Source organism: Sphingobacterium sp. E70, assembly GCF_019285695.1.
In the GTDB taxonomy this organism is placed as follows: Bacteria; Bacteroidota; Bacteroidia; order Sphingobacteriales; family Sphingobacteriaceae; genus Sphingobacterium; species Sphingobacterium detergens.
In genome coordinates this window covers 2557732-2570998 of sequence record NZ_CP079104.1, presented here as the reverse complement: position 1 = coordinate 2570998, position 13267 = coordinate 2557732, and the positions used below count along the sequence as shown (strand labels likewise).

At 36.2% G+C, this 13267-nt stretch carries 15 protein-coding genes and 1 pseudogene; 12 read left to right on the top strand and 4 right to left on the bottom strand.

The window, feature by feature from the left end:
• The first annotated feature begins 37 nt into the window (after positions 1 to 37).
• From KUH03_RS18365 to KUH03_RS18320, 10 genes are all read left to right on the top strand, one after another.
• Positions 38 to 244 carry an SLBB domain-containing protein gene (locus KUH03_RS18365; protein WP_257095565.1) on the top strand — a complete coding sequence of 69 codons (207 nt, stop codon included), beginning with the start codon at positions 38 to 40 and terminating at the stop codon, positions 242 to 244.
• Between the two features lie 192 nt (positions 245 to 436).
• On the top strand, positions 437 to 856 hold the full coding sequence (locus KUH03_RS18360) for a Wzz/FepE/Etk N-terminal domain-containing protein (protein WP_257095563.1): 420 nt from the start codon (positions 437 to 439) through the stop codon (positions 854 to 856).
• A 166-nt stretch (positions 857 to 1022) separates the two neighbouring features.
• Positions 1023 to 2552 (top strand): polysaccharide biosynthesis tyrosine autokinase, encoded by a 1530-nt coding sequence (locus tag KUH03_RS18355; RefSeq protein ID WP_257095561.1) that lies wholly within the window; start codon positions 1023 to 1025, stop codon positions 2550 to 2552.
• Positions 2553 to 2554: 2 nt separating this feature from the next.
• The gene (locus KUH03_RS18350) at positions 2555 to 2806 is read left to right on the top strand and encodes a hypothetical protein (protein ID WP_257095560.1); all 252 of its coding nucleotides are present in this window, start codon (positions 2555 to 2557) and stop codon (positions 2804 to 2806) included.
• Between the two features lie 183 nt (positions 2807 to 2989).
• Complete coding sequence (locus tag KUH03_RS18345) at positions 2990 to 3655, top strand: hypothetical protein (protein ID WP_257095558.1); 666 nt, start codon at positions 2990 to 2992, stop codon at positions 3653 to 3655.
• 33 nt (positions 3656 to 3688) lie between these two features.
• A complete protein-coding gene (locus KUH03_RS18340; RefSeq protein ID WP_257095556.1) occupies positions 3689 to 4165 on the top strand; it encodes a formylglycine-generating enzyme family protein in 477 nt (158 codons plus the stop codon).
• Positions 4108 to 4986 carry an SUMF1/EgtB/PvdO family nonheme iron enzyme gene (locus tag KUH03_RS18335; RefSeq protein ID WP_257095554.1) on the top strand — a complete coding sequence of 293 codons (879 nt, stop codon included), beginning with the start codon at positions 4108 to 4110 and terminating at the stop codon, positions 4984 to 4986. Before KUH03_RS18340 ends, KUH03_RS18335 begins: the two co-directional genes overlap by 58 nt.
• Positions 4987 to 5022: 36 nt before the next feature.
• Complete coding sequence (locus tag KUH03_RS18330) at positions 5023 to 5346, top strand: hypothetical protein (RefSeq protein ID WP_257095545.1); 324 nt, start codon at positions 5023 to 5025, stop codon at positions 5344 to 5346.
• Between the two features lie 11 nt (positions 5347 to 5357).
• Positions 5358 to 5762 (top strand): hypothetical protein, encoded by a 405-nt coding sequence (locus KUH03_RS18325; protein WP_257095543.1) that lies wholly within the window; start codon positions 5358 to 5360, stop codon positions 5760 to 5762.
• Positions 5702 to 6043 (top strand): hypothetical protein, encoded by a 342-nt coding sequence (locus tag KUH03_RS18320; protein WP_306429622.1) that lies wholly within the window; start codon positions 5702 to 5704, stop codon positions 6041 to 6043. The genes KUH03_RS18325 and KUH03_RS18320 overlap by 61 nt, the downstream gene beginning before the upstream one ends.
• Positions 6044 to 6260: 217 nt before the next feature.
• Here KUH03_RS18320 and KUH03_RS18315 read toward each other — a convergent pair whose 3' ends face one another.
• Together KUH03_RS18315 and KUH03_RS18310 are read right to left on the bottom strand one after the other, a co-directional pair.
• Positions 6261 to 6746: a nucleotidyltransferase family protein gene (locus KUH03_RS18315; RefSeq protein ID WP_257097094.1), complete on the bottom strand. Its 486-nt coding sequence runs from the start codon at positions 6744 to 6746 to the stop codon at positions 6261 to 6263.
• A pseudogene (locus tag KUH03_RS18310) lies at positions 6731 to 7099 on the bottom strand (nucleotidyltransferase family protein); the annotation flags it as partial. The pseudogene KUH03_RS18310 and the gene KUH03_RS18315, both read right to left, overlap by 16 nt.
• An 801-nt stretch (positions 7100 to 7900) precedes the next feature.
• Here KUH03_RS18310 and KUH03_RS18305 point away from each other — a divergent pair.
• Entirely contained in the window at positions 7901 to 9571 is a 1671-nt protein-coding gene (locus tag KUH03_RS18305; protein WP_257095541.1) for a nucleoside-diphosphate sugar epimerase/dehydratase, read from the top strand.
• A 505-nt stretch (positions 9572 to 10076) separates the two neighbouring features.
• On the opposite strand, the gene KUH03_RS18300 is transcribed toward KUH03_RS18305, so the two are convergent.
• Positions 10077 to 10607 carry a hypothetical protein gene (locus tag KUH03_RS18300; protein ID WP_257095540.1) on the bottom strand — a complete coding sequence of 177 codons (531 nt, stop codon included), beginning with the start codon at positions 10605 to 10607 and terminating at the stop codon, positions 10077 to 10079.
• Between the two features lie 908 nt (positions 10608 to 11515).
• Positions 11516 to 12016 carry an NAD(P)-binding protein gene (locus KUH03_RS18295; protein ID WP_257095539.1) on the bottom strand — a complete coding sequence of 167 codons (501 nt, stop codon included), beginning with the start codon at positions 12014 to 12016 and terminating at the stop codon, positions 11516 to 11518.
• Positions 12017 to 12553: 537 nt separating this feature from the next.
• On the opposite strand from KUH03_RS18295, the gene KUH03_RS18290 reads away from it, so the two are divergent.
• Positions 12554 to 13174: a hypothetical protein gene (locus KUH03_RS18290; RefSeq protein ID WP_257095537.1), complete on the top strand. Its 621-nt coding sequence runs from the start codon at positions 12554 to 12556 to the stop codon at positions 13172 to 13174.
• Positions 13175 to 13267 lie beyond the last annotated feature (93 nt).

Below are 13267 nucleotides of genomic sequence, written 5' to 3'. Positions count from 1 at the left end.
GCCTTGAAGCTATAGAAGTGATCCGGGAAAATTAAGTATGTATATCAAGGATCCAGGAGTAAATATGAATTTTAATAATTTTAGAGTTTCTGTGCTGGGTGAAGTGGCTCGCCCCGGATCTTTTATTATGCCGACAGAGAGAATTACTGTCTTAGAGGCCATAAGTATGGCAGGCGATTTGACCTTAAGGGGCGTTCGCGAAAATGTCTTGATTATTCGTGAGGTTAATGGACAAAAACGATGAATCGCTTGGATCTTACTAAACAAGATTTATTAAATTCGCCATATTATTATTTGGCTCAAAATGATGTTATATATATTGAACCAAATAAAGTTCAGATAAATAATTCTAGATTAGAGCTAATACTAATATTATAATTTCAATTGCAGGACTTATTATTACTGTAATTTCAGTTCTGACACGCTAAAATATATAATGGAGAAAATTAACAACATACCAGCTAAAGAAGAGGATAAAGAATTAATTAATCTTCGCCAATTATTTGAACAATATGTATACTATTGGAAATGGTTTGTAATAAGTGTAATATTAGCTTTAATATTAGCTTTTTTTTATTTACGTTATGCTGAGAGTAATTATAGTGTAAATGCGAAGATTTTACTGAAAGATGAAAAGTCCAGTTCTAGTGAATTATCGGGTCTCTCGGAATTGGCTGGCTTAACAGGAATGAAGGGTACACCCGCATTTGTGTCTGATCAAATCGACGTTTTTAGCTCTAGGCGGTTAATGCGTAAGGTTGTGGAAGCTAATAGTTTGAATATTTATTATTTTAATAAGGGGAATTTTAAGACGAGTGAGGTAATGGCCAAAAAGTGCCATTCAATGTTACTTTAATTTCAAATCCTGATAGTGTATATATAAATCTATCTGTAAATGTTCTGGATAACGGGAAACTTTCTGTTGAGAGTTTGTTATCTGGGAAGAAACAAATATGCAATTATTCTGCACCAATTAAAATAGATGGAAAGGAATTAGTATTTAAAAAAATACAGGATCCGAATTGGTAAAGGGGAATAAATTTATCATTACAATTAGTCCTAAAGATGCAGTTATTGATGCACTCCTGTCATCGATTAATATTACGCCTAATAAGGAAAAACAATCATATATAATAAATTTTGAAATGCAGTACCCATTGCGGGAAAAAGCTGAATTGATAATTAACTCTTTGATTGAAACTTATAATGGGGATGTTACAAATGATAAGATGCGTATGACTCGAGCAACATCTGAATTTATAAATAATCGCTTGATGTTAATTTCTAAGGATTTATCTGGGGCAGACCAAGAGGTTGCTGAATATAAATCTGCTAACGCTATGGTAGACATGAATGCAGAAGCTGGGGTTTATCTAAATTCTGTAACAGATAATGAAAAGAAAGTTTTAGAATATAAAACTAAACTCGAGTTACTCAACCATATGAGTACATTTTTGAGGAAAGAAAAAGCTGGCGTTTTAATTCCATCAAATATTGGATTGGAGGATGCTTCAATATCAGAATCTATTTTAGCATATAATAAATTGATAATAGAACGAGACGATCTCCTAAAATCTGCTTCTGACCAAAACCCAACCGTAATTGCTTTAAATGAGAGTATTGAGGAAAGTGGTAAGAATATAAGACTGTCGTTCGAGAATTATCGTAAAGTAACTGAACTTGCATTAAATAGTATACAAGGTAAATCGAATGAGATAAAAGGTAAGATAAATCGTATTCCTAATCAAGAGCAAGGATTTAAACACATCTCACGTCAACAGCAGATTGTCGAATCGCTTTATTTGTTGTTATTACAAAAACGGGAGGAAAATGAAATCAAATCCGCGGCGACTCCTGAAAATCTAAAAGTTATTGATGTCGCTTATGGCTCAAATATACCTGTTTCACCAAGAAAAAGGTTAATTTGGCTAGGAGCTTTTGTTTTAGGATTGCTGGCACCTTTTTCGATCTTGTACCTGAAATTCTTACTCGATAACAAAATTCATTCGCGTAAAGATATTGAGGACATTGTTAAAGTTCCCGTTTTAGGTGAAATTCCAAAAGCAGAGGATACGATTGTTCACCTAAACGATAGATCATCGTTGGCTGAAGCTTTTAGAATCTTGCGTACCAACATGAATTTTATGTTTGGATCAGATAAGAAGGATGCGTCTAAAGTTATCTTTGTTACTTCAACGATTTCTGGAGAAGGTAAGTCGTTTGTGACGACCAATTTAGCACAGATATTGTCCATGTCGGGCAAGAATGTTCTTCTTATCGGGGCAGATATCCGTAGTCCAAAGGTTTTGGATTATTTGGGATTATCTCATCTTCAACATACTAATGTCGGCATTACACAATTCCTGATTAATCCAGATATGGATGTAGACAATATCATTATAAAAAAACCAGGCAGTTATGATTTTGATGTTGTTTATTCAGGTTATATCGCACCAAATCCTGCAGAATTATTAATGAATGGACATTTTGATGACGTAATCAAATATGCACGAGATCATTATGATTATATTTTGGTGGATACCGCCCTGTAAGTTTGGTAACAGATACTTTATTAATTGCGCACAATGCGGATTTAACATTGTATGTTTCAAGGGTTAATTATTTGGACAAGCGCCTACTTCAAGTGCCTAGAGAGCTCTATGTTGATGGTAAATTGAAGAATTTAGCTGCGGTAGTAAATGATGTAGACTTTGCGCGAGGTTACGGCTATGGCTATGGTTATGGCTACGGTTACGGCGATAAGGGAAAAAGAAAACAGGTTTTGCTAAGTTTTGGCAAGACCTAAAGGATCGATTAAATATTAAATAATCAACCTTAAGGTATTTTGGCTTTATTGTTGTTTAAACCCAAGTCGATCACTTCGACTTGGGTTTTTAATTTTATAATAATATCCAATACCAAACGTTTTGATTATAAACTTTTGATATTACTAAACAATTAATATGAGAAAAAACTATTATGCACATTTATGGGATTGTTTTTCCTTGGAATCGCTTCTGTTTACGCGCAGTTTTCAAGACCTATTAGTGTAGGAGCAGGTGCTGGTGCTACACTTAACCTAACGGATTTGGGTAATGTCGAATCGAAGTTTGCATTCTATGGAGAGCTAGATTATTTAATTACACCCTATATATCCGTTGGTCTACACGGTGAAAAGGGTGCCCTAAGCGGAAATGGCTACGAAAGTGAATTTAAAAACCGCTATTTCGCTGGAAACCTAAATGGAAAGGTTCGTTTGGGACAATTTTTGGATCATTCCAACAATTATAGCTACTACACACTGGGAGCAAATACATTTTCACGGATTCTTTCGAATATCTATGTTGGAGCTGGAGCAGGACTGGTGAAAAATCGTATTGCAAGAAGTTTAGACCCTAAGTATGCGAATGGAGTTGTAAGTCAGGGCGGAGAGTTAGCAGAAGATTTAGGTGAAATTCATTTTGTAATTCCGTTTAACGTAGGAGTAGATATTCCCTTTGGTCGAACTTTATATGGGCCGCAATGGGCGATCAATGTAAATTATCAACATACGTTGACCACAAATGATAACTTGGACGGAATTATAAACAGAAATAATGATCAATATGGGTTTGTTTCTGTCGGCTTAAAGTATGCTCTTTTTAATCGCAAATAGATAGCTTAATGTTTCAAAGACAAAATAAAAGAAATGGAAAATAAAATATGCAGACAATTTACAAGTCCAATATTTGGATTTTTGGCCTTAGCAATCTTAATTAGTTTCTCTGCCTGTAAATCAAATTCAGCAATCTATAAAGCGCCAAAAGTAAATGCTTTCCGGGGAGGTAAATTACCTGCGCCTCCAGGTATGATTTATGTTCCTTCAGGCACTATACTTTTTAAGGGGTCACTTGATAGCGGAAATGTCGGTAAAAATGTAAGTGTGAGTGCATTTTTCATAGATGAAGCTGAAGTGACAAATAAACAATATCGTGAATTTGTTAATTGGGTAGCTGACTCAGTTGCAGTCACAGATTATCTACAGGATGATCAATACTTTTTAGAAATAGCCGGTGAACAAGTTGGACAACGCAGAATTAATTGGGCAAAAGTAAAAAAGTGTCTCCGTTGTGGAAAAGTAATGACCCCAATATTCAAGAGCGATTGGCTCCCATGCTGGAAATGAAAGGAAATCGAAGGGCACTCAACCCCGAAGTAATTAAATATCGTTTTTCGTATTTGCAATCAAAAGGTAATGTGAAAAAATCGTATGTTACGGATTCTGTCGCGGTCATGCCAGTGGAAGATATTTGGACGAAAGATTTTCCAAATGCACAATTAGCTTCTTTAGATGCGAATTACTTTACACATCCATCTTTTGACTATTATCCTGTTGTGGGTGTTACTTGGAGACAAGCGCGAGCGTTTACCGATTGGCGTGCCAATGAAATGGCGGCCACGGTCTTAAAAAACTCTTACCTGAATGGTTATCAGTTAAGTTTGAGCCTCCCTACAGAAGCTCAATGGCAATATGCGGCTTCAGGAAAATTAGACCCACAAGATACAATTGTAGGTTCAAGAATGACTATAGATGGTATTGATGGTAAAAAGAAATTAGCTGTAAACTTTAAACAAGGAGATGGTACTTATTCAAGGGATGGTGCAACATTCACATTGCCTGTTAAGTCTTATATGCCAAATGCTTTTGGTGTTTACAATATGGCGGGTAATGTTTCCGAATGGACGTTAGATGCCTACAGCCCCTCTGCAGTCGTATTTGTAAATGACCTTAATCCTGCATTATTATATGACGCTGACGAAAAGGATGGCGATGCACTCAAACGGAAAGTTGTGCGTGGTGGTTCATGGAAAGACAATGGTGAACAACTAAATAGTGAGACACGTAATTATTCGGTGGATTATGAACCGCATTCTTATATCGGTTTTCGTTGTGTGATGTCCGCATTCGAGATGCCTACAGTGCAAAGTAAAACGCGTAAGTATTAATCTTGGCTGTAAAATATAAATTCAATAAAGATGAACATGAAAATATTAATAACAGCTTCCATGACATTGGTCATGGGATCGTTGTTCGCCCAGCAAGAGACGACAATAGATACTGTTCCTAGAAGACAGGATGCCTTAAATAAAGTAATGTCTGCAATACCAGCTGTGTCAGGAGAAATTAATCCCGACACAATCCCTACGACAGATGGTTTTTATCAGGCCAACAATATGGAAGATGCTGTGCCCTTTGCATATCCCGAAGTAAATAAAAAGAATATCCGGTTTTATAAGCGAGTTTGGCGTGATATCGACCTGAAAGATGAAAAAACTATATCTTGGCTATTCCAGGAAATTCCTTAATTGAGGTCGTGATGAAAGCGATTGAAACAGGAAAATTATCCCTATATAGTCCAGATGACGATTCATTCAAAGGACGGCTAAGTGCACAGGAAGGAATGGCTCGCTTTGCGGATAGTGTATTGGTGCCCATCTTTGACGGCGAGGGAAATCAGATCGATTCGAAAATGGCGCTCAATGAATTTGATCCAAGCCGCGTGACCAAATTTCGTGTTAAAGAAGATATCTTCTTCGATAAACAACGAAGTAGATTAGAGACTCGTATTATCGGTGTAGCTCCATTAATGAATATCACCACGTCAGCGGAGCTGGCCGAATCTGTGGGGCGACGCCGGCCTTTTGGCTCTATTTTCCGCAATTGCGCTACAGTTTGGTACAAGTTGATATTTCTGATCCGGATAAAGGGCTCTATGATATGACTATGGACGATTTCTTTGTACAAAATAAGTTTGCAAGTACAATTGTACGCGAATCATCGCCAGGTATGTTGCAAAATGTCAAAGAATCTGAGAATGGTGGACAATTACTGGATGGCAGGAAAGTAGAAGAGAAGTTGGATGCTTATAAAAAGAAATTATGGAGTAACCCAAAGGGAGTCAAAGCTGAGGAATTGGAAGGAAATCAGTCAACTATAAAACAACAGCAAGAAAGTAAATCCACGGATGCTGAAAAGAGTAAGGAAACGGAAGAGAAATTATAAATAAATAATAGGATTTCCTAACAGAAACTCTAGTTTCTGTTAGGAAAACTGCTTAAAGGTTTTAATAAAGGCAGTCCATTGCGAAGTAGGTATGGGCTGCCTTTAACATGTAAATTTTAAATCTAATCCATATCTTTCCCGATAAATTTAGAATATGCCTGTACCCAATAGTAGAAAAGTGCTTCCTGTGGAGCATATTTAAAATAACGGAGGAAATTTAAAAAAGGCGTTTTGAAGCTTTAGGCTGAACCGATATGGTCGATATTGTCTTTCCTCCTTTAAATCTTTCATCATTATAACCGAAACTTCCAGCATACCAGACCTCGTTGATCATCCACGAAATATCTAGATCTTCGGGATAAGGAAATGGAACATAAGATTTTGGCAGTCCAATATAATCAACCAAAATTTTATGTAATAAATGAATCCATCTCAATATACCCGCTTTCTTATAGATCTTTTTTAGAGCGATTGGATCAATTTTGTTTGAAAGGGTATAATAGAGACGGGCGGAATCGCAAAACTGTCGCAGTCCGATTCCAAACCCCAATAAATGCTTCAAAATATGAGAATTTACTTGCAGTAGCTGCATTTCGGGTGCGAGTAATCTGATTGGGATATTCTGAATTAACAATTGGTCATACCTATTGCTATATTTTCTGGAAACTTTTCTTAAATAACTGTATTTTAAAGGACTTCGGATATCAAAAAGTTTTTATGATGCTCGATATGAACACCTTGCCAATCATAATCTAGGCTAAATCCTGCCGTATCTTGAAAAACTATGCCTTCTGTTTTCAATTGATTACGGGCTAAAGAATAACCATCTGCCTCAAAATACCAATCTACATCGCCACTAATACGATGAAGTGGGATGCGGTAACAGTTTGCTACTCCTTGACCCTTTTGCAAGATTGGGCGAAGTCCTAATGCATTAAAAGAATCAAACTGCTTTGCGATAACCTCGTTCATTTGTAGATTATTCCGTTCGACTCGGTCTATTCTTACAGCCCATTTTAACCGTAGCGATTGAGGTGGAAGTTGATTTTCTTCTAAAAAGGAAAGCTGTCGTAAATTAAACCTTCTATCGTATGTTCAATGGCATAACGGTGTATTTCATTCCAATTATCAATAGTTAATGGTTGATCTAATAATAAAGTTCCTTCTCCCCATAAACCTATTCGTAGCAATTGAAAAAATGTATCCTTTAATTGGTTGTTCATTTAGATTCTTCGCAAAAACAATTTGTCCAAAGATAACGATTTTCACTGGTACTCCTACAGCTTTGGACTGTCTAAATTTGTAGCGAATAGCATAAATCTACTTGCATCCATGATAAAGATAATAGCTCAATTAGATACCTTCATCATCGTTTATTTATCTTTTAATTTAGTAGTTTTGCACTGCTAATTATTTTTGAAGACATATAATTGCTTCCTCTGCCGCGATAAAATACACGAGCGACTAGAAATTTTAAAAAAATTATTAATCCTGCTATTTTAGGTACGATAAATGCAATCAGATATTAGGAAACTTTAAAATATTTAATTACGGAAAGGGATACTTTTTAATCGCATTTGGCGATTAAAGTATATAATATCTTTATAGAATTTAAATGGGTAATTTATGGAAAGAAGGCTTGTCCGTCAACAAGCCTCGTTGGATAATTTTGCTGTTAGACATGATCATTGTGGCGACAGCTTTTATTATCAGTTATGTTCTTATATTTAAACATAGAGGGGAAGTAGAGATTGACGACATGATCAGACAGGCATTGCTTGTTTCAGTCGTCTATTTGATCTGGTTTTGTATTTTCGGTACATTTAAGGGGTTGTTCACAAGACGGGTATTCGCGAATTGCAACGTATTGTTCTGGCTATTGGGTTGGCCTATTTTTCTGCTGTACTGATTTGTAAAGGAATAGAGTGGTTGTATCCATCCTATGATGCGATGTTGCCTTTCTCGGATACGCAGCTTCTTTTTCATGCATTAATAGCAGGTTTCGGCATGACCTTTAGCCGGGTTCTTTATCGTGCGCTGTATCATGAGCTGATGTGGGGAAATAAAGATAACCGTATCCCTGTTATCCTTTTTGGGGCGGGTAATATGGGAAATACTACCTTTCACTTTATCCATAATACTTCACGTAATAAATACCGTATCGTGGCCATCATAGACGATAACCCACATCGTATAGGCAACCGTATTCAAGGTTTTAAAATCTATGATATAAACGATTTAAATAAAGATTTTGTACTAAGGCATGGTAAGGCCTCGGAAATTATCATTGCCGTGGATGACCGGAGGCCGGAGCGATTGAATCGGGTATTTAAACTCGCCGAACCGATTCCATTAATTGTTAAAATTATTCCGGATACTGCTCGTCTATTGGCAGGTGAAGTGGCGACAAGACAAATCCGGAGCTTGCGTATTGAGGATTTATTAGGACGAAAAGCGATTGACCTGGATAATCCAACCATTGCTTCTGAGATGAAAGACCAGATCGTGCTGGTAACCGGAGGAGCTGGTTCAATCGGTGGTGGTGAACTGGTGCGCCAGCTAGCACATACGGACTTAAAACAACTTATCGTTGTGGATCAGGCTGAATCCGCTTTATATGATATTCAACAGGAACTGAGTAGTAGCAATCATTTTGCTCGTTGCACCTTTATTGTTGGGAATGTTCGGGATGAATCTTTTATGGATACTTTGTTCCAGTTTTATAGACCTACCTATGTCTTCCATGCCGCCGCCTATAAACATGTACCCCTGATGGAAGCCAACCCTTATGAGTCTATTTTAACAAATGTATGGGGATCTTACAATGTCGCGCTGCTGGCCGATAAATATAATGTTTCCAAATTTGTGATGGTCTCTACTGATAAGGCTGTGAACCCAACGAATGTAATGGGGGCAACCAAGCGCGTTGCCGAAATCGCGATATCAACGGTCAATATAAATTCGAAGACTAACTTTATTGTGACCCGCTTCGGTAATGTATTGGGCTCTAATGGCTCCGTAATCCCATTGTTTGAGAAACAGATGCTCAAGGGCGGGCCATTGACAATTACCGATGAAAATATAACCCGGTATTTTATGACCATCCCCGAAGCCTGCCAATTGGTACAGCAGGCTGCTGTAATGGGTAAAGGTGGGGAGATATTTGTCTTTGATATGGGCGAACCTGTTAAGATTATGGAGCTGGCCAAGCAGATGATTAGGCTCAAGGGATATAATTATCCCGAAGATATTGATATCAAAATTGTCGGTCTTCGTCCTGGAGAAAAAATCTTTGAAGAGCTGCTGGCGAATGGGGAAAATACGGAGAAAACCTATCATGAAAAGATTATGATTGCAAAGGTTAATACACCCGATTTGGAATTGCAGAAGGCACGCGTAGAGCGATTATGTACACTTGTGAAGGCGGCGAACCCGAATGATGATAAAATGAATTTGGTGCAGTTGATTAAGGATATCGTACCCGAATACCGGTCTCAGAATTCGATTTTTTCGGCATTGGACAAATAGCTATTGTAAGGCTGTAAACAGTATTCAAGAATGGATTTATGATAGTTTTAGCTATCGCCAACTTCATTAGACATTCATACTTTTGGGCAAATTCAAGGGACTTTATATCGTTTAGGCGTCTTTAGTAGTGATATTCTTCATAAAATTCCAAATTCTAATAAAAATTAGCATAAGAGAAACACATATAGTCACCTTAAATATGATAGATGTTTTAAGATAAAAATAAGCGGCTAGTGAGCAAATTATGCTCATAATCCAGGATGCAAATATGACCTTAATTTTTGTCATCCCTATGCTTTGAAGACGTAAGGAAAAATGATCTGGGCTACCTTTCCATAAAGGAATTTTCTTTTTCATACGCATAATAATTATAAACAAAAGCTCAAATATTGGAACAGCTGCAGTGAGTATTAACCAAATTAGCCTGTCTATGAAGTGTAATTGATGCCCTACTATTAAGCCGATGGCAGCAAACATAAAACCAAGCATGTGACCCCAGCATCTCCTAAAAAATTGATGCTGGAGGAAAGTTAAAGCATAAAAATCCAAGAGTACTACCTGCTACTATATAACAGAAGATAGTTGTCGTGTGGAAGCAAGTGCTTAATATTAAAAGAGTTATAACCATTATTCCAGCTAAAAGGCCATCACAGACATCAATTAAATTAGATGCATTTACTAATAACACAATCCAAAACAGTGTGATGAACACATCAAGGATATAAGTGGTAACAAAATTCCCTCTTAGCCCTAATGAAATGCAGATAAAAGCAATTACAATTTGAAAAAGCAATTTTGTCAATGCTTTAAATGCTATTTTATCATCAATAATTCCAAGCAACAAATAGGCAGAACTTCCAAAAGACATTGGTATAATATATTGGATTGGGATTGTATCATTTATCGTTTCAAAGTTAAATAAGAAAAATAAAATACTGATAGATATTATACCTCCGAAAATACCAGCCCCGCCTAAATAGGCTATAGGTTTTGTGTGCTGAGGTACAATCGGATTTGGATTGTTTACAAATTTCAATTTTATCGCTAGCGACTTCGCTAAATAGGTAAATATTATTCCACTAATGATTGATAGTATAAACAGTATTAGATTAAAAATCATTGGTTGTTAAAATTAGATGCCCAATTATATCCTTCTTTTATATTTTTGAAGATTGAAGAATATTCCCAATTTCCATATCTTCCCAGCGAGCTAATACCATTTTCCCTAAGATAAGTCCTACATTCATTTATTATTTTTTCCGTTTCATGAGTGAAAATTACATATGCAGGTGTAGCAATCCAACTGTGGATACCTATAATTTCAGAATTGTCTTCTAATAGATCAATTTTTTTATTCCTTCAACAACCGCTTCTTCTATATTAGAATAGTTTTCAATGATATCGTCACAACCGACCGTAACTTCAGCCAATAAAGACCAACCATCTTTGGGGCGTTCAGAGAATCGAATTCCGTCATAAAAATCAATCTCGTAAAAGGTATATCAGGAGATGTATAATATCTCCAAAGCCCTGGATTTTTTGGTCGTTTACCTTTATTGATAAACCAATAGAAATTACTTTCGTATAACGGAGATTTCTACACTTATCCTTTAAGTCTTCAGGAGCATTATCGCACATTTCAATTAAGAAAGGTAGCGGAATTGTAGATAGAAGATTATTTTGATAATTATATTTTATAATTTTTCCATCTTTCTTAGCATACACTGTTTTAGAAAGTGGGTCTATACGGTATATTTCACAGTTATATTCAATATTTTTAATTTTTTTCGGCGAGTGAAATCGACAACACCTCCATGCCTCTGGTCTTTGCACCCTCGGGCGGACGGGGATAAAATGCATCAGAATTATATGTTGTTCTGGTTTGATTTGGATATAGAGTGCCTTTTAAAACTTCTTCATAGGAAGGGCGATGCAAGTTCCAAATTATGTTTCCACATGAAATTTTTTCCAATGGGTATTTATAAAGTTTTTCATTATAAGGGAAGTAAAAAGCTTACACATTGACTCTCCAAATGTAGATTGAAGGTATTCTTTATAATTATTAGGTTTTCTGGGAGACTTATTATAATAAGCTTTCTCATAATCATTCAGGCAATTGATTCTCTCTTCCTCATTATTGATAGCGCCTATGTTTAATTGAAAAGGATATTTTAAAGTTCCAATGGGAGTTACTATCCAAGCCTCAGGAGAACAAGGATGTAATAGATCTCCCATTAGCTCTTTGATTTTTCCCCTTATTTCTTCGTCGTTAAAATGTAACAGATGTAGTACATTGTCGAACCAATATCCTCCATCAAAACATTTTGATTTTACTAAACCTCCTGCTCTATCTTCTTTTTCAAGGATGATAGTTGATGATTTTAGCATTGCACCTGCTGCAAGTCCTGTTACACCAGCACCTAAAATAAGATTTTCTACAGTCATCTATTCAGAGAATGTGGGTTAATTTTTCCAATTAAAGAATTTAGATTTCGTAAACTTATTTTCTTACAATAAGATATTACATAATATAAAATAGGAGACTGATATTCTAGATCTATGAACCCGTTATCACTTGCAGCAATAATTCTATTAAATTTTAATAACATAACTTTAAATAATATGTTAAATTGAAGATACTAAACCAATTTCAATTAAAAAGAGATTTTTTTATCAGTTATACTTTTTAAGCAAAGATGTAAAATAGATCAAGGCCGCAATGGGTAGTCTGTCTAGCGATTGTGGCATTAATTTTCTTTGGTTTTGTTGTTTTTGACACATTTAAAGGAGTTGTTCGTAAAACCGGTATCCATGAATTGCAACATATTATCATTGCAATTTTCAGGGTATATCAAGTCCACCGCTCCCAGAACTCGATGTTTTCGGCATTGGACAAATAACCCTCGTCAGGATGTAAATAGTAAATGGATTTTTAGTTCAAAAATAAGTATATTTATACAACGGGCAATAGATGAGTTTGTTATGAAGCTATTTATTTTTTCTCTATTTTTTACTTTTGTGATCAATACCTGTTTACAAGCACAGGAGAAATTTGATCCTGTTGCTTGGCAAGCTCCATATAGTCTTAGTCTTGACGGCTGGGGAATCGAACGATTTCCGATACCCATGGACTTTGCACCTAAAATTCCTTATAAAGGAGTAGAAGATGTACGTTTTACAACCGGATGGAGTAAGCCCGAGAGTGATGAATACTGGTCTTATGCTTTCTTGTGGTATGTGGAGGGGCTGCAAGCACTCGAAGCAAAAACAATTGAAAAGAATCTGGCGATGTATTTCGATGGACTTGTAAATCGGAACATAGAAAAGCGCGCCCTGCCAAAGGAGCTGATCAAGAAAACTAGGGCACATTTCAAGAAATTATACAAACCGGAAGGGCAGGATGAATCGACCTTTACCGGAACCATCCACATGGTGGATTACATGGGTAAAAAGCCAATTGTTCTACATGCAACTGTTCATTTAAAAAAATGTGCTGGAACAGATCAAACAATTATTTTTCATCAGTTTTCACCACAAGAACGAACTGCTCCTATATGGACAAAGCTAAATGGATTATGGGACAGTTTTCGTTGTGCCCAATAAACCTGCAATGCTAAGATCAAGCATTTCCTACTAAATTAGCTCAAGCTGTCGTTTCCTTCTGGAGGAATGAATACCCTGAAAAATTGAACACCT

What these genes read in the sequence shown, in the direction of transcription:
- KUH03_RS18325 (WP_257095543.1), top strand. Translation starts at nt 5,358, where the DNA reads ATGAAAGCGATTGAAACAGGAAAATTATCCCTATATAGTCCAGATGAC.
- KUH03_RS18360 (WP_257095563.1), top strand. Translation starts at nt 437, where the DNA reads ATGGAGAAAATTAACAACATACCAGCTAAAGAAGAGGATAAAGAATTA.
- KUH03_RS18340 (WP_257095556.1), top strand. Translation starts at nt 3,689, where the DNA reads ATGGAAAATAAAATATGCAGACAATTTACAAGTCCAATATTTGGATTT.
- KUH03_RS18365 (WP_257095565.1), top strand. Translation starts at nt 38, where the DNA reads ATGTATATCAAGGATCCAGGAGTAAATATGAATTTTAATAATTTTAGA.
- KUH03_RS18330 (WP_257095545.1), top strand. Translation starts at nt 5,023, where the DNA reads ATGAAAATATTAATAACAGCTTCCATGACATTGGTCATGGGATCGTTG.
- KUH03_RS18345 (WP_257095558.1), top strand. Translation starts at nt 2,990, where the DNA reads ATGGGATTGTTTTTCCTTGGAATCGCTTCTGTTTACGCGCAGTTTTCA.
- KUH03_RS18290 (WP_257095537.1), top strand. Translation starts at nt 12,554, where the DNA reads ATGAAGCTATTTATTTTTTCTCTATTTTTTACTTTTGTGATCAATACC.
- KUH03_RS18295 (WP_257095539.1), bottom strand. Translation starts at nt 12,016, where the DNA reads ATGACTGTAGAAAATCTTATTTTAGGTGCTGGTGTAACAGGACTTGCA.